Genomic DNA, 23,356 nt, shown 5'->3' with positions numbered 1-23,356 from the left:
ACACCGCAAAACCCATGTGGGAGCGGGCTTGCTCGCGAAAGCGGTGTGTCAGGCGCCATTGATATCACTGACACGACGCCTTCGCGAGCAAGCCCGCTCCCACAGGTTGGATTGCGTTTCAGGCCTGGTCGAGCGCCACACCTGCGCCAACCAGCCCGGAATACGGTGCCGTCACCAGCCACACCGGGATGCCTTTGAAATAATCGCTCATGCAACCCTTGTCGGCGAAGCACCGGGCAAAACCGCTTTCAACGAAGAAATCGGCAAACCGTGGAATCACTCCACCCACGATAAACACGCCACCGCGCCCACCGGTGGTCAGCACGTTATTGCCGGCCACGCGGCCGAGCCAGCAGCAGAACTGCTCCAGCACTTCCAGGGCAATCGGATCGCCCGCCAGACCGGCCGCAGTAATCGCTTCCGGGGTCTCGAGTACCGGTTCATGCCCGTCCACCGCACAAATCGCCCGATAGACTCGCGGCAAGCCACCACCGCTCAACGCAGTCTCGGCGCTGACATGCCCGATCTCGTTGAAGATGTGTTGCCACAACTGGGTTTCCCGTGGGCTGCTCAACGGCAAATCGACGTGACCGCCCTCCCCTGGCAACGCCGCAAAACGGCCCTCACCCAGATCAAGCAACGTGCCGACACCCAAACCGGTGCCGGGACCAATCACCACCGCCGGGCGCAATGGTTCCGGCGTGCCTTCGCAGACCACGCGGAATTCACCCGGCTGCAAACGGGTCATGCCCAGGGCCATGGCCGAGAAGTCGTTGACCAGCAGCAGTTGATCCACCTGCAAGGTCTGGCAGAACGCCTTGCGGCTCAGGCGCCAGTGATTGTTGGTGAACTTGAATTCATCGCCGCTCACCGGGCCGGCGACCGACAGGCACACCGAACCAATGTCGCCTGGCTTGAGCCCCAACCCGCTCAGGTAGACACCAATGGCCTCCTCCGGGCTGGTGTGTTCTGCCGTCGGCAATACCTGGATCGACTCCAGTTGCTGGTTTTTCCACAACGCGAAACGTGCGTTGGTCCCACCGATGTCACCGACCAAAGCCAGTTTCAATTAAGCGTCTCCAGGGCAGAAGTAAAGGCGCTGGCGCCCTGCTCTGCGGAGCTGAAAGCCATGCGCATGAAACCAAACAGTTCGCGCCCGCTGCCGATGTTGTTACCCAACAAACCCTTGGCCGGCGTGCGCGCTGCGAATTCTTCGGCGTCCACCTTAATCTCCAGGGTGCCTTTGACGCCATCGACGCGGATGATATCGCCCTCTTGCACTCGCGCAAGAGCGCCGCCGACGTAAGCTTCGGGGCTGACGTGAATCGCCGCCGGGATTTTCCCGGAAGCACCGGACATTCGCCCGTCGGTCACCAGTGCCACTTTGAAGCCGCGATCCTGCAGCACGCCGAGGAACGGCGTCATCTTGTGCAGTTCCGGCATCCCGTTGGAACGCGGGCCCTGGAAGCGCATCACCGCGACAAAATCCTTCTCCAGCAAACCGGCCTTGAATGCATCGGCCAGGTCCTGCTGATCCTGGAACACCATGGCCGGTGCTTCGACGATCTGGTTTTCCAGAGCGACAGCGGAAACCTTCATGACGCCACGACCGAGGTTGCCTTCCATCACGCGCAAGCCGCCTTCTGACGAGAACGCACGCGCGACCGGGCGCAGGATGGTTTCGTCGAGGCTGTCGGTCACGCCTTCGCGCCAGACCAGTTCGCCGTTATCGAGGAACGGTTCCTGGGTGTAGCGGCTCAGGCCATGGCCGAGCACGGTGTTGACGTTTTCGTGCAGCAAGCCCGCTTCCAGCAGTTCGCGAATCAGGAACGACATGCCGCCCGCCGCCTGGAAGTGGTTGATGTCGGCTTTGCCGTTCGGGTAGACGTGGCTCAGGGTCGGCACGACTTCGGAGAGGTCGGCCATGTCTTGCCAGGTCAATTGAATACCGGCAGCCATCGCGATGGCCGGCATGTGCAGGGTGTGGTTGGTCGAGCCGCCAGTCGCGTTCAGCGCCACGATGGAGTTGACCAGCGAACGCTCATCGACGATTTCACCGATCGGCATGAAGTTGCCATTTTGCTTGGTCAGGCGCGTGACTTGATGCGCCGCTTCGCGGGTCAGGGCATCGCGCAACGGCGTGTTCGGGTTGACGAAAGAAGAGCCCGGCAAGTGCAGGCCCATGACTTCCATCAGTAGCTGGTTGGTGTTGGCGGTGCCGTAAAAAGTACAGGTACCTGGGCTGTGGTAGGAATTCATTTCCGATTCCAGCAGCTCCTCGCGCGAGGCTTTGCCTTCGGCATAGCGCTGGCGCACATCGGCTTTCTGCTTGTTGGAAATGCCGGAGACCATGGGTCCGCCCGGTACAAAGATCATCGGCAGATGACCGAAACGCAGCGCGCCCATCATCAGGCCCGGGACGATCTTGTCGCAGATGCCGAGCATCAGCGCGCCATCGAACATGTTGTGGGACAGCGCCACGGCGGTGGACAACGCGATCACTTCGCGGCTCGGCAGGCTCAGTTCCATGCCGGGCTCACCCTGGGTCACGCCATCGCACATCGCCGGGGTGCCGCCAGCGAACTGGCCGACCGAGCCGATTTCGCGCAGGGCTTTTTTGATCTGTTCAGGAAAGACTTCGTACGGCTGGTGCGCCGAGAGCATGTCGTTATACGAAGAAACAATTGCGATGTTCGCGGAGTTCATCATCCGCAGACTGTTCTTGTCTTCGGTGCCGCAACCCGCCACGCCGTGTGCGAAGTTGGCGCATTGCAGCTTGCCGCGCATCGGACCGTCGCTGGCAGCGCCGCGAATCAGCGCAAGGTAAGCCTCACGAGTAGCTCGGCTACGGGCGATAAGCCGTTCGGTGACCTCAAGGACGCGGGGATGCATGTGTAGAACTCCAGGCTAACGGATGTGGCGACCTGATTGTCTATGCTGATCAAGTGCCGTTGTCGATGGGGTGACGGGCGGCTTTCTTGATCGATCGGACCAGTTGATTCAGGTCACTCGTTGTAGATTGAACAAAATATTGCCATTAAAAAGGCTTGTTTTCTATTTTTATGCGAATAATCTTGTAATTCCAACAACAAATCGACGGCGGCCCAGTTAAATGACTCTTCGAATCGCAATCAATGGTTTTGGCCGTATTGGCCGCAATGTCCTTCGCGCACTGTATACCCAAGGCTACCGCCAGGATTTGCAGATCGTTGCCATTAATGACCTGGGCGACAGCTCGATCAACGCTCATCTGCTGAAGTACGACACCGTTCACGGCACATTCGACGCCGATGTCCAGCACGATAACGAAAGCCTGACCGTCAATGGTGACCGTATTTCGGTCAGCGCCATCCGCAACCCTGCCGAACTGCCGTGGGCTGCCGAGAAGATTGACGTGGTATTCGAATGCACCGGTCTGTTCACCGACCGTGCCAAAGCCGCCGCGCATATTACGGCCGGCGCACGCAAAGTCATCATCTCGGCCCCGGCCAAAGGCGCCGACGCGACTGTGGTTTATGGCGTGAACCACGACATCCTGCGCCAGTCGCACCAGATTATTTCCAACGCTTCGTGCACCACCAACTGCCTGGCCCCGGTGGCCCAAGTGCTGCACCGCGAGCTGGGAATCGAAAGCGGTCTGATGACCACGATCCACGCCTACACCAACGACCAGAACCTGACCGACGTTTACCACACCGACCCGTACCGCGCCCGTTCGGCCACCCAGAACATGATCCCGAGCAAGACCGGCGCCGCTGAAGCGGTCGGCCTGGTATTGCCGGAACTGGCGGGCAAACTGACGGGCATGGCGGTGCGTGTCCCGGTGATCAATGTGTCGCTGGTGGACCTGACCGTGCAGCTCAAGCGCGAAGCGTCGGCCGACGAAGTGAATGCGCTGCTGAAAGAAGCCGCCCAGCACTCGAAAATCCTCGGCTACAACACCCTGCCGCTGGTCTCCAGTGACTTCAATCACAACCCGCTGTCGTCGATTTTCGACGCCAACCACACCAAATCCAGCGGCAAGCTGCTCAAGGTCCTGGCTTGGTACGACAACGAATGGGGCTTCTCCAACCGCATGCTCGATAACTGCCTGGCGCTGTGTAACGCCGAGTAATCGCGCATTGATGGAGCAGGAGCAACACCGATGATCGGTATCAGCTTCACGCAAAAGACCCTGGCGGCGCGCAAGCGTATCGCCTTGGTCGCGCATGACCATTGCAAAGTGTTTTTGCTGGACTGGGCCGAGCGCCAGAAAGAAAAATTGGCGCAGCATGAACTGGTCGCCACCGGCACCACGGGGTTGTTGTTGCAACAACGCCTCGACCTGCCGGTGGAAAGCATGATCAGTGGCCCGTTGGGCGGCGACCAGCAACTCGGCGCGCGTATCGCCGAGCAGCGGGTCGACATGCTGGTGTTCTTCTGGGACCCGTTCGAACCGCAACCCCACGACCCGGACATCAAGGCGTTGCTGCGGGTCGCGGCGGTCTGGAACATTCCGGTGGCCTGCAACGAATGCAGCGCCGATTACTTGCTCAGCAGCCCGATGATGGATCAGGCCCACGAGCACCGGATTCCGGATTACGCGACTTATCTGCTGGGTCGCGCCTAGCACTTCGCAAATCAGCTTCACAAATCAGCACTTGACCATTCGAGCGGATGATAAGCATTATCATTCGCTCGAAATGGATCAGGTCCTCCCGTGAGTCAATCGCGCTTCAATCACGTCTTCATCGCCCAGCGGGTCTCCTTGCTGCGCACGTTGGAGCGGATGGTCAACAATCACAGCACCGCCGAAGATCTGCTGCAGGAAACCTACCTGCGCGTGACCCGTGCGCTCAGTGAACGGGCCATCGATCACCTCGAACCCTTCGTGTTCCAGACCGCCCGCAACCTGGCGCTGGACCATTTGCGTGCGCGGCGAATCCAGTCGCGCACCATGCTCGATGACGTCCCGCTGGAGGTGGTCGAAAGCATCGCCGCCCCCGCCAGCAGCGCCGAGGACGCCGCCCATGCCGAACAATTGCTGGAGCGTTTGAACGTGAGCCTCAGTGAACTCAGCCAACGCCAGCAGCAGATCTTTATCCTCAGTCGCCTGCACGGGCACAGTTATCTGGAGATTTCCGAGAAGCTTGGCGTGTCGTTGAGCACGGTACAAAAGGAATTGAAATTGATCATGGCGATCTGCATCGGCGTCGCAGAACGCTTGAACGGCGACTGAGTCTGCAGGTTTATTCGCTACCTGCCGCGATCGACTGCGCAGGCCGTCGGGCTTTGCTACCCTTGCCCCACTTTCAAGCTTCACTCAAAAAACAGCCGTGCACAGACACAGCCGAGGAAACACCGTGACGGACACCCACCGCTCCGCTGGAGACCCCGCCAGCGCGATGGACCAGGCTTTGGACTGGCTGATCGTGCTCGGCAGTCCGAGCGAAGAACAGACCCGACAGTTTCACGACTGGCTCGCTGCCGATCCCCTGCACGCCGAAGCTTTCGCCAAGGCCCAGGCGATCTGGGACGGTCCGCTGGTCACGCAGTGCGCGCAAAGCCTCGCCGCTCAACCGGCGAAAGTCAGCGTGCTGTCGCGCCTGCGTCCGCACTGGAAACCCTTGGCCACGGCGGCGGTGTTGATTCTCGGTTTGTTCAGTTTCAGCAATCTGCCGATGCGCCTGCAGGCCGATCACCTGACTGTGGTCGGCGAGCGCCAGCGCCTGCAACTGGAGGACGGCTCGAAAGTCCTGCTCAATACCAACTCGGCGTTTTCCAGCACCATCAACGATCAACAGCGCGTGGCCCGGTTGTATCAGGGCGAGGCGTTTTTCGAGGTGCCGGCCAACCGTGGCCAGGCGCTGGAAATCGATGCCGGACCGGTCAAGGCCAGCGTGCACGACACCGCGTTTGCCGTGCGTTACCTCGACGGCGTGGCGCAAGTCCGGGTGCAGCGTGGCGATGTGGATTTGCGTGCGACCCGTGACGACGCGCGAGTGCGACTCTCGGCCGGCGAAAGCATCCGCATCGGCCCCAACGGTTTCGACCGCCCGGCCAAGCTCGATGCCGCCACCGACCTGGCCTGGGTCCAGGGCCGACTGGTGTTCGAGAATTGCCCGCTGAGCCAAGTACTGGCGGAGCTGCGTCGCTACTATCCGGGCTGGATCATCAACAACAACGAGCAGTTGGCCGACGTCGCCGTCACCGGCAATTACCGCCTCGACCAGCCGCTGGACGTGGTCCGCTCCCTCGCCCACATCACCTCTGCACGGCTTCAAGAATTCCCCGCGTTGGTGATCTTGAACTAAATGAGAATTATTTTTACTCGATAGCTGAAGCTCGTTCGTCTCGTTATAGCCAATGCAATTGATTCGCATCTAACGATGCCAATCTGCACCTATAAAGATTCGTGCGACACGGAGCGCTATCGATGTCCTCTCGCCATACCCGCCAGTCCTCTTCACCTTCCCGCGTGTTGTCGCTGCTGACCGCCGCCATCCTGATGGCCGGTGCCGCGCCGCTGATGGCCGCCACTGCCGCCGAGCAGCCAAGCCGCAACATGGGCGATTATTCGTTCGCCATCCCGCAGCAGTCGCTGGTCTCGGCCCTCAATGCCTTTACCGCCGTGACTGGCTGGCAAGTCGGCTTGCCCGCCGAACTGGCAGAAGGCGTTGCCTCGCCGGGTGTGCGTGGTTCGCTGCCACCGGAAAAAGCCCTGGATCGCCTGTTGGTGGGGACCAACCTGGGTTATCGCAAACTGGGCAATAACAACATCGTGCTGGAGAAACGCAGCAGCAGCGGCGCCCTCAACCTGCAACAAGTGACGATCAGCGCCACCCGCCAGGAACAGAGCATCGACAGCGTGCCGGCCACGGTCACCGTGCAGACCCGCGAAGAGCTGGACCGTAACAACGTCAACAACATCAAGGATCTGGTGCGCTACGAGCCAGGTGTTTCGGTAGGCGGTGCCGGCCAGCGCGCCGGGCTGACTGGTTACAACATCCGCGGCATCGACGGCGACCGCGTGCTGACTCAAGTCGACGGCGTGCAAGTGCCGGACAGTTTCTTCAACGGCCCTTACGCCCAGACCAACCGCAATTACGTCGACCCGGAAATCGTTAAACGCGTCGAGATTCTTCGCGGCCCGGCGTCGGTTCTGTACGGCAGCAATGCAATCGGCGGCGCGGTCAGCTATTACACCCTCGACCCGGACGACATCATCAAGCCCGGCAAAGACGTCGGCGCGCGCCTGAAGACTGGTTACAGCTCGGCGGACGATAGCTGGCTGACGTCCGGCACCGTCGCTGGCCGCACTGGAGATTTCGACGGCTTGCTGCATTTGAGCCAACGCAATGGCCATGAAACCGAATCCTACGGCGAAACCGGCGGCACCGGTCTGAACCGCACCGAGGCCAACCCCGAAGACGTGCGCACCACCAACGTGCTGGCCAAACTCGGCTGGAACTACGCCGACGACGCACGCCTGGGCCTGACCTACGAAAAATACAAAGACGACCGCGACACCAATCAATTGAGCGCCGTGGGTGGTCCGTTCAACGCTGGACGCGGGTTCGGTTTCTACAAGTCCCGCACCGGCAACGACACCGTGAGCCGCGAACGTTTTGGCCTGGAACACAGCTTCGGCCTCGACAGCGCATTGGCCGACAACATTAAGTGGTCGCTGAACTATCAGATCGCCAAGACCGACCAGAGCACCGAGGAAATCTACGCACCGTCGCGTACCGTGCTGCGCGAACGCAATACCAACTACAAGGATCGCCAATGGGTGTTCGATGCCCAGGCCGACAAGTCCTTCGCGATTGCTGACACCGATCACACCGTCACCTACGGCACCACCATCAAACAGGACAAAGTCACCGGCCTGCGTACCGGCACCGGCACCTGTCTGACCGTGGCCGGCGCCTGCCGCGTCATTGGTGCACCAAGCGCCGCCGATACCTTGAAACCGGCCAGCGACTTCCCGGACCCGACCATCAATAGCTACAGCCTGTTTGCCCAGGATCAGATCAGTTGGGGCAACTGGACCTTCCTGCCGGGCGCGCGCTACGACTACACCCAGCTCAAGCCACACATCACCGATGAGTTCCTGGCCACCGCCGACCAGAGCGGCAACGGCGTGGTCAGCGACAAGACCAAGACCTGGCATCGTCTGTCGCCGAAGTTCGGCACCACTTACAGCTTCAACGACAACTACACCTGGTACGGCCAGTACGCTGAAGGCTTCCGCACGCCGACCGCCAAAGCCTTGTACGGTCGCTTCGAAAACCTTGCCGGTGGTTATCAGGTCGCACCGAATCCGGACCTGGAACCGGAAAAGAGCAAAAGCTATGAAACCGGCCTGCGCGGCCAGTTTGAGGCGGGCACGTTCGATGTGGCGGTGTTCTACAACAAGTACCGCGACTTCATCGACGAGAATGCGATCACTCCGGGTTACACCGAGACCACGTTCCAGAGCAACAACATCAAACACGCCACCATCAAGGGCGTGGAGCTCAAAGGTCGCCTGAACCTCGACACCTTCGGTGCACCGACCGGCCTCTACACCCAAAGCTCGATGTCGTACCTGTATGGCCGTAACGATGACACTGGCCAGCCGCTGAACAGCATCAACCCGCTGACCGGCGTGTTCGGCCTCGGTTACGACCAGGATAACTACGGCGCGCTGTTGAGCTGGACTCTGGTCAAGCGCAAGGACCGCGTCGACAGCACCAGCTTCAAGACTCCGGACGGCACCAGCACCCAGTTCAAGACCCCGGGTTATGGCGTGCTCGACCTGGCCGGTTTCTACAAGGTCACCGACGACGTGACCATCAACGCCGGCCTGTACAACCTGACCGACAAGAAATACTGGCAGTGGGATGACGTACGCGGTTACGACAGCGTCGGCGAAGCCTCGGTGACCCAACCGGCCAACCTTGATCGCCTGACCCAGCCGGGTCGCAACTTCGCGGTCAATCTGGTCTGGGACATCTGACCTTGAACACCTCACTGCGACACATTGGTTAATGCGTTGCAGTGAGGTTTTTTTACGCTCGGGCGTCTTCTTGTTCGTCTCGTTACCAAGCGCCTTTTTTTTCACAAGGATTTCCCATGACCTCCACGGACACTGCTCAACGCGCCGCCCTGCGTTCGCAACGTTTGAACCAGATCACCAACGAGCCACACACCAAGCTGGATGCGCTGGTCAAAGCCCACGCACCGTTCGAAACCCAGGCCAACTTCGCCCGTTTCGTGGTCGCGCAGTATTTGTTCCAGTCGGAATTGGTAGCGCTGTACAACGACGCCGAACTGACCGCTATCGTCCCGGACCTGCCGGCGCGCTGCCGGGCCGAAGCGGCCAAGGCTGACCTGGCGGATCTGGACACCGAGGTTCCGGCACCGGTGGCTGGCGCCGTGCAGAATCCAACCAAAGCCGCAGCCTTGGGCTGGTTGTTTGTTTCCGAGGGTTCGAAGTTGGGTGCTGCGTTTTTGATCAAGCGTGCCGTGGGCCTGGGCTTGAGCGAAACCTTCGGTGCCCGTCACCTCGGTGAACCGGCCGGTGGTCGCGCTGAAGGCTGGAAGAGTTTCGTCAGAACCCTCGACTCGCTGGAGTTCAGCGCTCAGGAAGAAGCCGAAATCGAGCAAGCAGCGGTCGATGCGTTCAACCGCTTCACCGTACTGCTGGAACAGGCCTACACCCCAGAGCTAGCCTGACACCACACCTTCCCTGTGGGAGCGGGCTTGCTCGCGAAAGCGGTGTGTCAGGCAACATTGTTGTCGACTGATCCGACGCATTCGCGAGCAAGCCCGCTCCCACAGGGTATAACTGTCGACCATATGACCCGCAAACACCTCGCCTCCTCCAAACTCGCCCGAATCCTCTTCGGCCTGCTGGCCTACGTCAGCCTGGGCATCGGCTTGATTGCGATTGTCGTACCTGGCCTGCCGACCACCGAGTTCATCCTCCTCGCTGCCTGGGCTGCGACCAAGAGTTCGCCGCGCCTGAGTGCCTGGCTGGAAAACCATCGGTTGTTCGGGCCGATCCTGTGCAACTGGCGTAACGGCAAAATCATCGCCCGTCGGGCCAAGGTCAGCGCCACCGTCAGCATGTTGCTGTGCGCCGGCTTGATGCTGGTGATGCTCGATCACGGCTGGCCGATTTACCTGGCGATTGCCGGCATGAGCCTGGGCAATCTGTGGATCTGGTCGCGACCTGAATCCGCACCACAACCTTCCTAATTCCCCGGTTCCCCTGTGGCGAGGGAGCTTGCTCCCGCTGGGCTGCGAAGCAGCCCCAACACTCTCTGACACACCGCAAATCTCCCGAATTCCAGCGCGTTTCAGGGGATTCTCCTGCGCAAACGATCACCTGATACCGCTCGTCCGCTTGACCCTAATGCAAGCTCGGCCCGCGCCGATGTGCATTAAATGGCGCTGAATGGACTTGGCGAGCGGGACCACTCCCGTCTCTTGGCCAACACCTCATCCATTTGCGAGCTCGCCCTATGTTCGACTCTCTGTCCATCCGCCTGAAAATCGTCCTGTTGTCCGGTCTGTGCCTGTTCGGCGTCGTCGCCTTGATCGTCGGCATGAACATCTACCAAGCCAACCAGAACGACGAACTGGTCAACGCCTCCAGCAGCAATATGCTCACCACCAGTGTGCAAAACCTGCTGCAAGCCAAAGCCGCCGAGCAAGCCGTGCGGGTGCAGAAAACTTTCGGTGAAAACCTTTTGGTGGTCACGGCCCTGGCCGATCAGATCAAGGACATGCGCAACATGGCCTCCAAGCGTTCGCTGGACGCCGGCGCCCTGCGTGAAGAGTTGAACCAGAGCCTGAAAACAGCATTCGAGCGCAACAGCAAAGTGCTGGGGATCTGGCTGGCGTTCGAACCCAATGGCCTCGACGGCAAGGACAGCGAGTTCGCCAATGACGCGGCCCGCCAGTCCAATGAAGCCGGGCGCTTCGCCAGTTACTGGAGCCGTGCGGGCGGGGTCGGGCTGAACACGATCATGGTCGAAGACGACATGACCAAAACCACCCTGAGCCTCAGCGGTACGCCTTACAACAGTTGGTACACCTGCCCTCGCGACAACAAACGCTCCTGCTTGCTCGACCCGTATTCCGACACCGTGGGCGGCAAGGAAGTGCTGATGACCACCATTTCCGTCCCGCTACTGGTGGACGGCAAGGCTATCGGCGTAGTCGGCGTGGACATCGCCCTCGACGCGCTGCAGGCGGCGACGGTGGACTCCCAGCGTGATCTGTTCAACGGCGCCGGGCATATGCTGATTGTCTCCGGCAGCGGTGTGCTCGCCGGTTACAGCGTCGATGCCGGCAAGGTCGGTAAAGGCATCGGCGAAACCCTCGGTGCGGACGGCAAGGAAGTCCTGCAACTGCTCGGCAACGGCTCGCCGAAGATTCTCGAACAGGGCGACCTGATCCGCGCAGTGTTCCCGGTCAGCCCGATCCCCGATTCGAAAGCCTGGGGCGTGGTGATCGACCTGCCGAAACAAGTGCTGCTGGCCGACTCGGTGAAGCTGCAAGCGGTCGTCGATGACGCGCAACAAAGCGGCACGATCAAGGCGCTGATGGTGGCGATCGCGGCCGGTCTGGTTGGCCTGTTACTTATCTGGCTCACCGCTTCCGGCGTGACCCGGCCGATCAACAGCGTGGCCGAAATGCTCAAGGCGATTGCCAGCGGCGACGGCGACCTGACCCAGCGCCTGCACTACAACAAGAAAGACGAACTCGGCGAACTGGTGAGCTGGTTCAACCGTTTCCTCGACAAGCTGCAACCGACCATCGCGCAGATCAAGCAAAGCATCACCGACGCCCGTGGCACCGCCGACCAATCTTCGGAAATCGCCCGCCAGACCAGCGAAGGCATGCAGGTGCAGTTCCGCGAAATTGACCAGGTCGCTACCGCGTCCAACGAAATGAGTGCCACCGCGCATGACGTCGCCAACAGTGCGTCGAACGCCGCCAACGCGGCCAAAGGTGCCGACCAGTCGGCCCGCGATGGCATGCAGATCATCGAGCGCAGCACCCGGGACATTAACTTGCTGGCAGACGAAGTCAGCAAAGCCGTGACTGAAGTCGAAGCCCTGGCGGTCAACAGCGAGCAGATCGGTTCGGTGCTGGAAGTGATCCGCAGCATCGCCGAACAGACCAACCTGCTGGCGCTCAACGCGGCGATCGAAGCGGCGCGTGCCGGGGAAAGTGGTCGCGGCTTTGCGGTGGTGGCCGATGAAGTGCGCAACCTGGCCAAACGTACCCAGGACTCGGTGGAAGAAATCCGTGTCGTGATCGAACGCATCCAGACCGGCACTCGCGGCGTCGTCGCGACCATGCATTCGAGCCAGACCCAGGCCCACAGCAACGCCGGGCAAATCCAGCAAGCGGTCCAGGCCCTGGGCAAGATCAGCGACGCGGTCACGGTGATCAGCGACATGAACCTGCAAATCGCCAGCGCCGCCGAACAGCAAAGCGCCGTGGCCGAAGAGGTCAACCGCAACGTCTCGGCGATCCGCACCGTCACCGAAACCCTGACTGGGCAAGCCACAGAGTCGGCGCAGATCAGCAGCCAGCTGAATGCACTGGCCACGCACCAAATGAAATTGATGGATCAGTTCCGCGTTTAACAATCCACCGCAATTCCCCCTGTGGGAGCGGGCTTGCTCGCGAAGAGGCCGTGTCAGTCGACGTTAATGTTGAATGACACACCGCCTTCGCGAGCAAGCCCGCTCCCACAGGGGGTAATTCCCACAAGGGGATTTCATCTGGCCTGTCATCTGTTTTGATCTATGATCGAACCCTCGTTCCGGAGGGCCTTCGATGACTGATTTACTCACGTCCATTCAAGCCGCACTCGGCTTGCCGCACACCCCAATCCCCTTCACGTCGAGCGGCGCCCTGCCCTCGGCGTTCGCCGTCACCGACCTCGCCTGCGCGAGCATCGGCGCTGCCGGTCAGGCCGTCAGCCAATTGCTGCAGCGGCAAACCGGTCGTTTGCCCAGCCTTGAAGTCGATCGCCGTTTAGCCTCGTTCTGGTTCGCCACCTCAATCCGCCCTGTCGGCTGGAGCGTGCCGCCGCTGTGGGACCCGGTCGCCGGCGACTATGCGACGAAGGACGGCTGGATCCGCCTGCATACCAACGCCCCGCATCACCGCACTGCCGCTGAAAGCGTGCTCGGCGCCTGTGCCGACCGCGCCGCGATGGCGAGTCAGGTGGCAAAATGGGCCAAGACCGATCTGGAACATGCCGTGGTCGAGGCCGGTGGTTGCGCCGCCGAAATGCGCACTTGGGCGCAATGGCAGGCTCATCCTCAAGGCATCGCGGTGAACGCCGAGCCGTTGATTCAATTCACCGCCAATGCCAGTCAAAACACCAAGGCATGGCAAGGCTCGGTCGCGCGACCGCTGGCCGGGATCAAGGTGCTGGACTTGACCCGTGTGCTCGCCGGCCCCACCGCCAGCCGCTTCCTCGCCGGCCTCGGCGCCGACGTCTTGCGCATCGATCCACCGACCTGGAACGAGCCCGGCGTCGTGCCGGAAGTCACCCTCGGCAAACGTTGCGCGCGCCTGGATTTACACGACAAGGCTGATCGCGCGGTGTTCGAAAGCCTGCTCAAGGACGCCGACATTCTGCTCCACGGCTACCGCGCCGATGCGTTGGAACGCTTGGGTTACGGCGTGACTGAACGTCAGGCATTGGCACCCGGTTTGATCGACGTCTGCCTCAACGCCTACGGCTGGAGCGGCCCGTGGCAGAACCGCCGGGGTTTCGACAGCCTGGTGCAGATGAGCAGCGGAATCGCCGAGGCCGGTCAACAATGGAAGAAAGCCGACAAGCCGACGCCATTGCCGGTGCAGGCGCTGGATCACGCGACCGGGTATTTGATGGCGGCAGCGGCGATCACGTTATTGGGTAGCGGAGGATCGGCACGGTTGTCGTTGGCGCGGACGGCGAAGTTGTTGATCGAGCATGGCGCCGGGACGGATGAAGCGTTGCGGGCGGAAGATGAGAATGATCAAGGGCTGTTGGTTGAACAGACACCTTGGGGGCCGGCGCATCGGTTGCATGTTCCGCTGAAGATCACCGGGACGCCGGTGCAATGGACACTGCCGGCCTCGGAACTGGGTTCCCACCGCGCGCAGTGGTGGTGATTTCCAGATAGCTTTCGCGAGCAAGCCCGCTCCCACAGTGGACCGAGTTTTCCTGAAGGAATGCGAACCACTGTGGGAGCGGGCTTGCTCGCGAAGGGGCCATAACAGCCACCCATCCTCCCGGATCAGCTCAATCAGCCCGACTCAACGATGTCCACAAAAGCTGCGCCGCATACCCCCGAAACGGCCGCCACACCTCAGCCCGCAACAACAAATCCCGCGCAGTCACCGCCCCACCTTCCAGCGCCGCCAACGCATTAATCAATCCCACATCCCCCGAAGGAAACGCATCCCTCTCCCGCAACTGCCGCAACGCAATGTACTGCGCCGTCCAGTCACCAATCCCGTGCAACGCCAACAACCGCGCCACGCCACCGTCCCGACCCGGTTCAAACAACAACGGATCCTCCAGCAGCGCCTGCGCCACGCCCGACAACGTCCGCCCACGGCTTTTCGGCATGCCCAAGGTCGCCAGATCCGCCGCCGCCAACACCGTCGCGTCAGGAAACACATGAGTCAGCCCCGGCAGCGCTGATCGCAACGGCTCGCCATACTGCTCCACCAATTTCCCCGCCAGCTTAATCGCCGCACTCACCGTAATCTGCTGCCCCAACACCGCGCGAATCGCCAGTTCCAGCCCATCCCACGCCCCCGGCACGCGCAATCCAGGGCGCTCGGCGATCAACCGCGCCATCAGTGGATCTGCCGCCAAATGCTGCTGGATCGCCGGCAAGTCGGCATCCAGATCAAACATCCGCCGCACCCGCGCCACGATCTCGGGCACGGCGGCCGGGTCCGGAAAATCCAGCGTCAGTTCCAGCGCATCAATCCCCGCGGGTTTGATCGACAACGTACCGTGCACACCGTGTAAACCGATGCTGCGCGAATACACGCCATCGACCACCGCCTCCATCCCGGCAATCGCTCGCGCCGACCAAAAACCCAGCATTGCCGCCCAGTCATAAGGCGGCCGATACGCCAGCAGCAACCTCATTGCGACCGCCCCTCTAACCGTTAACTAAATAGATAAAGCGCAATAACGTTTAATAATTACGCCCAATAACAGCTTTTATTTATAGCCGATCAATCTATGGCAATCAGCGCATATCCATTTTTTTATCAATCCTGATAAATCAATTCTGTACTGAAAACAGACATCAATATTTGCTAAAGCACAGAAACGAACTAGTTTAAAAAGCTCCATGCGCTACGCATTATCCCGCCTTATCTGTCGGAGGCCTCTGGACCGGGCTTTTCCAGCAATACAGTTATGAACGGTAAAAGTTCATAAGTCTTTCATTAACAATGGAATGTGCCCATGCACTGATCTATGTCAGCTGATTGAACAGTTAACAGATTTAATCTGTTGTCTCTCTTCTCCTGCACTGGAGTCATGCAATGTCTGAATCCCCCGCAAAACTGAAACTCGGTGCGCTCGTTGCATTGGTCGTTGGCTCAATGATTGGTGGCGGGATCTTCTCTTTGCCGCAGAACATGGCTGCCAGTGCGGACGTCGGCGCCGTGTTGATCGGTTGGGCTATCACGGCGGTCGGCATGCTGACCCTCGCCTTTGTCTTTCAGACCCTGGCCAACCGCAAACCGGATTTGGACGGCGGAGTTTATGCCTACGCCAAGGCCGGTTTCGGCGACTACATGGGTTTCTCGTCCGCCTGGGGTTACTGGATCAGTGCCTGGCTGGGCAACGTCGGTTACTTCGTGTTGCTGTTCAGCACCCTCGGCTACTTCTTCCCGATATTTGGAGAGGGAAACACGCCTGCGGCGGTGATCGGCGCGTCAGTGTTGCTCTGGGCTGTGCACTTCCTGGTGCTGCGCGGGATCAAGGAAGCGGCGTTCATCAACCTGGTGACCACCGTCGCCAAGGTCGTGCCGTTGCTGCTGTTTGTGTTGATCGCCGTATTCGCCTTCAAACTGGACATCTTCACCGCTGACATCTGGGGCAAAAACAACACCACGCTGGGCAGCGTAATGAACCAGGTGCGCAACATGATGCTGGTCACCGTCTGGGTGTTTATCGGCATCGAAGGCGCGAGCATCTTCTCGGCCCGCGCGGAAAAACGCAGCGACGTGGGTAAAGCCACGGTGATCGGTTTCATCACCGTGCTGCTGTTCCTGGTGCTGGTGAATGTATTGTCCCTCGGGATCATGACCCAACCGGAACTCGCCAAGTTGCAGAACCCGTCGATGGCGGCGGTGCTGGAACACGTGGTCGGTCACTGGGGCGCGGTGCTGATCAGCATCGGTCTGATCATCTCGTTGCTCGGCGCGTTGCTGTCGTGGGTGCTGCTGTGCGCGGAGATCATGTTCGCCGCCGCCAAGGACCACACCATGCCGGCGTTCCTGCGCAAGGAAAACGCCAACCATGTGCCGGTCAACGCCTTGTGGCTGACCAACGCGATGGTTCAGGTATTCCTGATCATCACGCTGTTTTCCGCCAGCACCTACCTGTCGCTGATCTACCTCGCCACCTCGATGATTCTGGTGCCGTACCTGTGGTCGGCGGCCTACGCGCTGCTGCTGGCGGTGCGTGGCGAAACCTATGAAAACGCCCTGGCCGAACGCAAGAAAGACCTGATCATCGGCGGCATCGCGGTGATTTACGCGGTCTGGCTGCTGTATGCCGGCGGCATCAAATACCTGTTGCTGTCCGCCCTGCTCTACGCCCCCGGCGCGATCCTGTTCGCCAAGGCGAAGATCGAAGTGGGCAAACCGGTTTTCACCAATGTCGAGAAACTGATTTTCGCCGCCGTCGTCGTCGGCGCCCTGGTGGCAGCTTACGGGCTGTATGCCGGTTTCCTGACTCTGTAACCGTTTCAATCTGGAGGATCACTGAATGACCACGGAAAAAGTGAAGTACGGCGTACATTCCGAAGCCGGCAAACTGCGCAAAGTGATGGTTTGCTCCCCAGGCCTGGCCCATCAGCGGCTGACCCCGAACAACTGCGACGAACTGCTGTTCGATGACGTGCTGTGGGTCGCCCAGGCCAAGCGTGACCATTTCGATTTCGTCACCAAGATGCGCGAACGCAACGTCGATGTGCTGGAAATGCATAACTTGCTGACCGACATCGTCGCGATTCCCGAAGCCCTGGACTGGATTCTGGACCGCAAGATCACCGCCAACACCGTGGGCCTGGGTCTGGTCAACGAAGTCGGTTCATGGCTGCGCAGCCTGGAGCCGCGCAAAATCGCCGAGTACCTGATTGGCGGTGTATCGGCCGATGACCTGCCGAACAGCTTCGGCGGCAAGACCATCGAGATGTTCCGCGATTTCCTCGGCCACTCCAGTTTCATTCTGCCGCCGCTGCCGAACACCCAGTTCACCCGCGACACCACCTGCTGGATCTACGGTGGCGTGACCCTGAACCCGATGCATTGGCCAGCGCGTCGCCAGGAAACCTTGCTGGCCAGCGCCATCTACAAATTCCATCCGGAGTTCACCAACGCCGACTTCCAGGTCTGGTACGGCGACCCGGATCAGGAACACGGTAACGCGACGCTCGAAGGTGGCGACGTGATGCCAATCGGCAACGGCGTGGTGCTGATCGGCATGGGCGAACGCTCGTCCCGCCAGGCCATCGGCCAATTGGCGCTGAACCTGTTCAAGCACAAAGCCGTGGAGCGAGTGATTGTCGCCGGCCTGCCGAAGTCCCGCGCGGCGATGCACCTGGACACCGTGTTCAGCTTCTGCGACCGCGACCTGGTGACGATTTTCCCGGAAGTGGTCAGCCAGATCGTTGCCTTCACCCTGCGCCCTGACGAGAGCAAACCAGGCGGCATCGACATCCGCCGCGAAGAAACCAACTTCCTCGACACCGTGGCCGCCGCGCTCAATCTCAAGGCCCTGCGCGTGGTGGAAACCGGCGGCAACAGCTTCGCCGCCGAGCGCGAGCAGTGGGACGACGGCAACAACGTGGTGGCCCTGGAGCCTGGCGTGGTGATCGGCTACGACCGTAACACCTACACCAACACGTTGCTGCGCAAGGCTGGCGTGGAAGTCATCACCATCAGCGCCGGCGAACTTGGCCGGGGCCGTGGCGGTGGCCATTGCATGACCTGCCCGATCATTCGCGACCCTATCGACTATTAATTCATGAGCCGTGCTCCGCGCTTATAAAGCGTGGAGCCGGCGGATAACCGAAACCCAAGGAGATCCAAAATGGCTTTTAACATGCGTAACCGCAGCCTGCTGAGCTTGATGCACCACACCACCCGCGAGCTCAACTACCTGATCGACCTGTCCCGCGATCTCAAGCGCGCCAAGTACACCGGCACCGAGCGTGCGCACCTGCAAGGCAAGAACATCGCGCTGATCTTCGAAAAAACCTCGACCCGCACCCGTTGCGCCTTCGAAGTCGCAGCCCATGACCAGGGTGCTCACGTCACCTACATCGACCCGGTGTCGTCGCAGATCGGCCACAAGGAAAGCATGAAGGACACCGCCCGCGTCTTGGGCCGGATGTTCGACGCCATCGAGTACCGTGGCTTCGAACAGGAAATCGTCGAAGAACTGGCCAAATTCGCTGGCGTGCCGGTGTTCAACGGTTTGACCGCTGAATTCCACCCGACCCAAATGATTGCCGACGTGCTGACCATGCGTGAGCACAGCGACAAACCGCTGCATGAAATCAGCTACGCCTACCTCGGTGACGCGCGCTACAACATGGGTAACTCGCTGCTGATGATCGGCGCAAAACTCGGCATGGACGTGCGCATCGCCGCACCGAAAGCCCTGTGGCCGCATCAGGATTTCATCGACCAGTGCCAAGCCTTCGCTGAAGAAAGCGGCGCACGCATCACCATCACCGAAGACCCGAAACAAGCGGTCAAGGGCGTGGACTTCATCCACACCGACATCTGGGTGTCGATGGGTGAACCGGTTGAGGCGTGGGACGAACGCATCGAGCAACTGCTGCCGTACCAGGTCAATACCGCAATGATGAAAGCCTCGGGCAACCCGCGCGTGAAGTTCATGCACTGCCTGCCGGCGTTCCACAACAGCGAAACCAAGGTCGGCAAAGACATCGCCGCGCGCTATCCGCATCTGGCGAATGGCGTTGAAGTGACCGAAGAAGTCTTCGAATCGCCGGCCAACATCGCCTTCGAGCAAGCGGAAAACCGCATGCACACCATCAAGGCGATTCTGGTGTCGGCGTTGGCGGATATCTAAAAGCCTCCCACTGACGAAACACGGTCAATGTGGGAGCGGGCTTGCTCGCGAATGCGATGTGTCAGGCAGCATTAATGGCGACTGATATACCGCTTTCGCGAGCAAGCCCGCTCCCACAGTAGACCGAGTCGTTTGCCAGCTCTCTGTAGAAGGACTGCACTATGCGTATCGTCGTCGCCCTGGGCGGTAACGCCCTGCTCCGTCGTGGTGAACCCATGACCGCAGACAATCAACGCGCCAACATTCGCGTCGCCACCGAACAGATCGCCCGTATCTACCCCGGCAACCAACTGGTCATCGCCCACGGCAATGGCCCGCAAGTCGGGCTGCTGTCGCTGCAAGCGGCGGCCTACACCTCGGTGTCGCCCTACCCGCTGGACGTGCTCGGTGCCGAAACCGAAGGCATGATCGGCTACATCATTGAACAGGAATTGGGCAACCTGCTGGACTTCGAAGTGCCGTTCGCCACGCTGCTGACGCAAGTCGAAGTCGATGCGAAGGACCCTGCATTCCAGCACCCGAGCAAACCCATCGGCCCGGTGTATTCGAAAGCCGAAGCAGAAAAACTCGCCGCTGAAAAAGGCTGGGCGATTGCCCCGGATGGCGACAAATACCGTCGCGTGGTCGCCAGTCCTCGGCCGAAACGCATCTTCGAAATCCGCCCGATCAAGTGGCTGCTGGACAAGGGCAGCATTGTGATCTGCGCCGGCGGTGGCGGGATCCCGACGATGTATGGCGCCAGCGGCAAACTCGAAGGCGTGGAAGCGGTGATCGACAAAGACCTGTGCTCGGCGCTGCTGGCCGAACAGCTGGAAAGCGATCTGCTGGTGATCGCCACCGACGTCAACGCCGCGTTCATCGACTTCGGCAAACCAACGCAAAAAGCCATCGCCCAGGCCCATCCCGACGCCATGGAAAAACTCGGCTTCGCTGCCGGTTCCATGGGGCCGAAGGTCCAGGCTGCGTGTGAGTTCGCCCGCAATACTGGCAAAGTTGCGGTCATCGGTTCACTCTCGGACATCGAAGCCATCGTCCAGGGCAAGGCCGGCACGCGCATCAGCACGGCGACACCTGGCATTACTTATTTATAAGGAGAGACGCCAATGGCCACGTTTGAACCGGGTCACTTGCACTTCGAGCGCCACGCGCTGAACGACGACGATGTCAGCTACAACCTGTGCCTGGACTATGAAGTCACCCAGGATCCCGAAGGAGGCAAAGGCATGCAGTTCACGTTGCATGGCAGCATCCAGGGCAAGGACATGAACGAGCAGTTCTTCCTGCCCAAGGACCAGGCCTACAACTTCGCCAGCAACGTGACGCACATAGCCGAGAAATACGGCGTGCCCAAGACGCATAGCAGCATCGGCTCGGTGCACAAGCATTACGATGCGATGTTTGAAGATGTGCGGGTGCAGCTGGACATGAAATCGGGTGATCCGGTGAAGCCTGAACATTTGGAGTAACCCGATTCGTCTGTGAAAGCAGAACCTGTGGGAGCGAGCTTGCTCGCGATGACGGACTGGCATTCAACATAGATGTCGACTGACACGCAGCCATCGCGAGCAAGCTCGCTCCCACAGGGGTTATCCGGCCCCCTGAAATCCGCGCAGGATTTCACCATTAGTCCGCTGCAAGGCATACTTGCCACCCTCCGCACTCCAGAACCAAAAACCGCCCCATGCGTATCCACGTCAGCTTCATCGACCGCGTCGGCATTACCCAGGAAGTCCTGGCCTTGCTCGGTGGGCGCAATCTCAATCTGGATGCGGTGGAAATGGTTCCGCCGAACGTCTACATCGACGCCCCGACCCTGAGCCCGGAAGTGCTCGAAGAGCTGCGCGACGCCTTGCTCAGCGTGCGCGGCGTGCAGGCGATGACGATCGTCGACATCCTGCCCGGCCAGCGCCGGCACTTGCAGTTGGATGCGTTGCTCGCGGCCATGACCGACCCGGTCCTGGCCCTGGACAGCGCCGGTAAAGTGCTGCTGGCCAACCCGGCGCTGATTGCCCTGTACGGTCGCGAACCCGCCGGGGAAAGCATCGCCGAGCTGTTTGCCGACCCGGCACTGCTCGATACCTTGCTGGAAAACGGCTTCCGCCTGCCGCTGCGGGAAATCACCGTCAATGGCCAGACCCTGCTGCTGGACGCCACGCCGATCACCGACGCCGGCGCCTTGCTGACCTTGTATCAGCCGAACCGCATCGGCGAACGTCTTTCCGCCCTGCACCACGACCACGCCGAAGGTTTCGATGCGCTGCTCGGCGAATCCCCGGCAATTCGCACGCTCAAGGCTCGCGCCCAACGTGTCGCCGCACTCGATGCACCGCTGCTGATCCAGGGCGAAACTGGCACCGGTAAAGAGCTGGTGGCCCGGGCCTGCCACGCCATCAGTGCGCGGCACAGTGCGCCGTTCCTGGCGTTGAACTGCGCGGCATTGCCAGAGAACCTCGCCGAAAGTGAACTGTTCGGCTATGCGCCCGGCGCTTTCACCGGCGCGCAACGGGGCGGCAAACCGGGGCTGATGGAACTCGCCAACCAGGGCACGGTGTTTCTCGATGAAATCGGTGAGATGTCACCGTACTTGCAGGCGAAGTTACTGCGCTTTTTGAACGACGGCAGCTTCCGCCGGGTGGGCGGCGATCGTGAGGTCAAGGTCAACGTGCGGATCCTTAGCGCGACCCACCGCGACCTGGAAAAAATGGTCAGCGAAGGCACCTTCCGCGAAGACCTGTTCTATCGCCTCAACGTGCTCAACGTCGAAGTCCCGCCACTGCGTGAACGCGGCCAGGATATTTTGCTGCTGGCCCGCTACTTCATGCAGCAGGCCTGCGCGCAGATCCAGCGCCCGGTCTGTCGCCTGGCGCCGGGCACTTACCCGGCGCTGTTGGGCAATCGCTGGCCCGGCAACGTGCGGCAACTGCAAAACGTAATCTTCCGTGCCGCGGCGATTTGCGAAAGCAGCCTGGTGGATATTGGTGATCTCGACATCGCCGGCACCTCAGTGGCGCGACAGAGTGACAGCGAAGTGGATAGCCTCGAACAGGCGATGGAAGAGTTCGAGAAAACGTTGCTGGAAAAACTCTACGTCAGCTACCCCTCGACCCGGCAACTGGCCAGTCGGTTGCAGACTTCGCATACGGCGATTGCGCATCGGTTGCGTAAGTACGGGATTCCAAACAAACCCTGAGCCTGACTCGGTCAAAAATGTGGGAGCGGGCTTGCTCGCGAAGGCGGTGTGTCAGGCAACATTGATGGCGACTGATACACCGCATTCGCGAGCAAGCCCGCTCCCACAGGGTTTTGTGTCTGGCCTGAAAACCTGTTTAAAAGCGACCTTCATCTGTACTGAAAGCGCTACAGCGGAACGATATCGATACACCCCCTCCTGATCACCGCTGTGCAAGGCTTTGATCCCATTACGCTTTTTTCTTCGCACCAGGCTGTAGCGATTTCGCTACAGCTATTCAATTCGCTCACGCCTCACAAACAAACAAGCCATTGATTTATAAGGGTTTAACAACCTTGGCCGCGATCTTGCTTAGTAGCCACCTATAAAGAAGGGCTTTAGCCCAAGCATTCAATCGCGTCCACCAGACGAGTCTGGCCCCCTTAGGAGTTTCCATGAGCGAGTTGCGTTTTACTGAAGATCACGAATGGCTGCGCACCGAAGCTGACGGCAGCGTTACAGTCGGCATCACCGCTTTTGCGCAGAACGCCTTGGGCGACGTGGTTTTCGTACAACTGCCTGAGCTGCAGTCCTACGACAAAGGCGCTGAAGCCGCCACCGTGGAATCGGTAAAAGCCGCCAGCGGCGTGTACATGCCGCTCGACGGCGAGGTGCTGGAAGTCAACCCGGCGCTCGACAGCAGCCCTGAACTGGTCAACGAAGATCCGCTGGGCGAAGGCTGGTTCTTCCGCTTCCAGCCAACCGACGCTTCGGCTGTCGCCAAACTGCTGGATCAGGACGCTTACGACCGTCTGATCAAAGCCAACGCCGAAGCCTGAGGAGCG

18 protein-coding genes and 2 pseudogenes are annotated in these 23,356 nt (G+C 60.4%); 17 read left to right on the top strand and 3 right to left on the bottom strand.

Annotated elements, in window-relative coordinates:
* Window positions 1-118: 118 nt before the first annotated feature.
* Together NK667_RS02415 and edd are read right to left on the bottom strand one after the other, a co-directional pair.
* Window positions 119-1,069 (bottom strand): glucokinase, encoded by a 951-nt coding sequence (locus NK667_RS02415; RefSeq protein WP_054613745.1) that lies wholly within the window; start codon window positions 1,067-1,069, stop codon window positions 119-121.
* Window positions 1,066-2,892: a phosphogluconate dehydratase gene (edd, locus tag NK667_RS02410; RefSeq protein WP_054613744.1), complete on the bottom strand. Its 1,827-nt coding sequence runs from the start codon at window positions 2,890-2,892 to the stop codon at window positions 1,066-1,068. Before edd ends, NK667_RS02415 begins: the two co-directional genes overlap by 4 nt.
* A gap of 220 nt (window positions 2,893-3,112) precedes the next feature.
* Here edd and gap point away from each other — a divergent pair, with 220 nt between their 5' ends.
* The 10 genes and pseudogenes from gap to NK667_RS02360 all read left to right on the top strand — a co-directional run bounded on the left by gap (window position 3,113) and on the right by NK667_RS02360 (window position 14,154).
* Window positions 3,113-4,114, top strand: a complete 1,002-nt coding sequence (gap, locus tag NK667_RS02405) for a type I glyceraldehyde-3-phosphate dehydrogenase (RefSeq protein WP_054044940.1) — start codon at window positions 3,113-3,115, stop codon at window positions 4,112-4,114.
* Between the two features lie 30 nt (window positions 4,115-4,144).
* Window positions 4,145-4,609 (top strand): methylglyoxal synthase, encoded by a 465-nt coding sequence (locus NK667_RS02400; RefSeq protein ID WP_054613743.1) that lies wholly within the window; start codon window positions 4,145-4,147, stop codon window positions 4,607-4,609.
* 90 nt (window positions 4,610-4,699) lie between these two features.
* A complete protein-coding gene (locus tag NK667_RS02395) occupies window positions 4,700-5,218 on the top strand; it encodes an RNA polymerase sigma factor (RefSeq protein ID WP_054044943.1) in 519 nt (172 codons plus the stop codon).
* A 124-nt stretch (window positions 5,219-5,342) separates the two neighbouring features.
* Entirely contained in the window at window positions 5,343-6,293 is a 951-nt protein-coding gene (locus NK667_RS02390) for a FecR family protein (protein ID WP_054613742.1), read from the top strand.
* Between the two features lie 122 nt (window positions 6,294-6,415).
* A complete protein-coding gene (locus tag NK667_RS02385) occupies window positions 6,416-8,980 on the top strand; it encodes a TonB-dependent receptor (RefSeq protein ID WP_054613741.1) in 2,565 nt (854 codons plus the stop codon).
* Between the two features lie 116 nt (window positions 8,981-9,096).
* Window positions 9,097-9,699, top strand: coding sequence for a biliverdin-producing heme oxygenase (locus tag NK667_RS02380; protein WP_054613740.1), 603 nt, complete (start codon window positions 9,097-9,099; stop codon window positions 9,697-9,699).
* 123 nt (window positions 9,700-9,822) lie between these two features.
* A complete protein-coding gene (locus NK667_RS02375; RefSeq protein WP_054044951.1) occupies window positions 9,823-10,224 on the top strand; it encodes a YbaN family protein in 402 nt (133 codons plus the stop codon).
* A 266-nt stretch (window positions 10,225-10,490) separates the two neighbouring features.
* A pseudogene (locus NK667_RS32720) lies at window positions 10,491-11,771 on the top strand (methyl-accepting chemotaxis protein); the annotation flags it as partial.
* A gap of 333 nt (window positions 11,772-12,104) precedes the next feature.
* Window positions 12,105-12,629: pseudogene (locus tag NK667_RS32715) on the top strand (methyl-accepting chemotaxis protein); the annotation flags it as partial.
* Window positions 12,630-12,822: 193 nt separating this feature from the next.
* Window positions 12,823-14,154 (top strand): CoA transferase, encoded by a 1,332-nt coding sequence (locus tag NK667_RS02360; RefSeq protein WP_054613738.1) that lies wholly within the window; start codon window positions 12,823-12,825, stop codon window positions 14,152-14,154.
* Window positions 14,155-14,284: 130 nt separating this feature from the next.
* Here the strand turns inward: NK667_RS02360 and NK667_RS02355 are convergent, their stop codons facing one another.
* Window positions 14,285-15,148: a DNA-3-methyladenine glycosylase family protein gene (locus tag NK667_RS02355; protein ID WP_054613737.1), complete on the bottom strand. Its 864-nt coding sequence runs from the start codon at window positions 15,146-15,148 to the stop codon at window positions 14,285-14,287.
* A 404-nt stretch (window positions 15,149-15,552) separates the two neighbouring features.
* Here NK667_RS02355 and arcD point away from each other — a divergent pair, with 404 nt between their 5' ends.
* The 7 genes from arcD (at window position 15,553) to gcvH (ending at window position 23,350) form a co-directional block, all read left to right on the top strand.
* The gene (arcD, locus tag NK667_RS02350; RefSeq protein ID WP_054613736.1) at window positions 15,553-16,980 is read left to right on the top strand and encodes an arginine-ornithine antiporter; all 1,428 of its coding nucleotides are present in this window, start codon (window positions 15,553-15,555) and stop codon (window positions 16,978-16,980) included.
* A 25-nt stretch (window positions 16,981-17,005) separates the two neighbouring features.
* Window positions 17,006-18,262 carry an arginine deiminase gene (gene arcA / locus NK667_RS02345; protein ID WP_054613735.1) on the top strand — a complete coding sequence of 419 codons (1,257 nt, stop codon included), beginning with the start codon at window positions 17,006-17,008 and terminating at the stop codon, window positions 18,260-18,262.
* A 69-nt stretch (window positions 18,263-18,331) separates the two neighbouring features.
* A complete protein-coding gene (locus NK667_RS02340; RefSeq protein ID WP_054613734.1) occupies window positions 18,332-19,342 on the top strand; it encodes an ornithine carbamoyltransferase in 1,011 nt (336 codons plus the stop codon).
* A 161-nt stretch (window positions 19,343-19,503) separates the two neighbouring features.
* The gene (gene arcC / locus NK667_RS02335; RefSeq protein WP_054613733.1) at window positions 19,504-20,433 is read left to right on the top strand and encodes a carbamate kinase; all 930 of its coding nucleotides are present in this window, start codon (window positions 19,504-19,506) and stop codon (window positions 20,431-20,433) included.
* A 12-nt stretch (window positions 20,434-20,445) separates the two neighbouring features.
* Window positions 20,446-20,808: a DUF5064 family protein gene (locus NK667_RS02330; RefSeq protein WP_054613732.1), complete on the top strand. Its 363-nt coding sequence runs from the start codon at window positions 20,446-20,448 to the stop codon at window positions 20,806-20,808.
* Between the two features lie 215 nt (window positions 20,809-21,023).
* The gene (locus tag NK667_RS02325; RefSeq protein WP_054044970.1) at window positions 21,024-22,532 is read left to right on the top strand and encodes a sigma-54-dependent transcriptional regulator; all 1,509 of its coding nucleotides are present in this window, start codon (window positions 21,024-21,026) and stop codon (window positions 22,530-22,532) included.
* A gap of 434 nt (window positions 22,533-22,966) precedes the next feature.
* Window positions 22,967-23,350, top strand: a complete 384-nt coding sequence (gene gcvH, locus NK667_RS02320) for a glycine cleavage system protein GcvH (protein WP_008027813.1) — start codon at window positions 22,967-22,969, stop codon at window positions 23,348-23,350.
* The last annotated feature ends 6 nt before the right edge of the window (window positions 23,351-23,356 follow it).

The organism is Pseudomonas nunensis (genome assembly GCF_024296925.1).
GTDB lineage: Bacteria > Pseudomonadota > Gammaproteobacteria > Pseudomonadales > Pseudomonadaceae > Aquipseudomonas > Aquipseudomonas nunensis.
The sequence above is the reverse complement of the archived record's forward strand: the minus strand, read 5'-3'. Positions and strand labels throughout refer to the sequence as shown.

Coding starts and splice junctions, on each gene's coding strand:
- edd (WP_054613744.1), bottom strand. CDS start 2,892: ATGCATCCCCGCGTCCTTGAGGTCACCGAACGGCTTATCGCCCGTAGC.
- gap (WP_054044940.1), top strand. CDS start 3,113: ATGACTCTTCGAATCGCAATCAATGGTTTTGGCCGTATTGGCCGCAAT.
- NK667_RS02400 (WP_054613743.1), top strand. CDS start 4,145: ATGATCGGTATCAGCTTCACGCAAAAGACCCTGGCGGCGCGCAAGCGT.
- NK667_RS02385 (WP_054613741.1), top strand. CDS start 6,416: ATGTCCTCTCGCCATACCCGCCAGTCCTCTTCACCTTCCCGCGTGTTG.
- NK667_RS02380 (WP_054613740.1), top strand. CDS start 9,097: ATGACCTCCACGGACACTGCTCAACGCGCCGCCCTGCGTTCGCAACGT.
- NK667_RS02375 (WP_054044951.1), top strand. CDS start 9,823: ATGACCCGCAAACACCTCGCCTCCTCCAAACTCGCCCGAATCCTCTTC.
- NK667_RS02360 (WP_054613738.1), top strand. CDS start 12,823: ATGACTGATTTACTCACGTCCATTCAAGCCGCACTCGGCTTGCCGCAC.
- NK667_RS02355 (WP_054613737.1), bottom strand. CDS start 15,148: ATGAGGTTGCTGCTGGCGTATCGGCCGCCTTATGACTGGGCGGCAATG.
- arcD (WP_054613736.1), top strand. CDS start 15,553: ATGTCTGAATCCCCCGCAAAACTGAAACTCGGTGCGCTCGTTGCATTG.
- arcA (WP_054613735.1), top strand. CDS start 17,006: ATGACCACGGAAAAAGTGAAGTACGGCGTACATTCCGAAGCCGGCAAA.
- NK667_RS02340 (WP_054613734.1), top strand. CDS start 18,332: ATGGCTTTTAACATGCGTAACCGCAGCCTGCTGAGCTTGATGCACCAC.
- arcC (WP_054613733.1), top strand. CDS start 19,504: ATGCGTATCGTCGTCGCCCTGGGCGGTAACGCCCTGCTCCGTCGTGGT.
- NK667_RS02330 (WP_054613732.1), top strand. CDS start 20,446: ATGGCCACGTTTGAACCGGGTCACTTGCACTTCGAGCGCCACGCGCTG.
- NK667_RS02325 (WP_054044970.1), top strand. CDS start 21,024: ATGCGTATCCACGTCAGCTTCATCGACCGCGTCGGCATTACCCAGGAA.
- gcvH (WP_008027813.1), top strand. CDS start 22,967: ATGAGCGAGTTGCGTTTTACTGAAGATCACGAATGGCTGCGCACCGAA.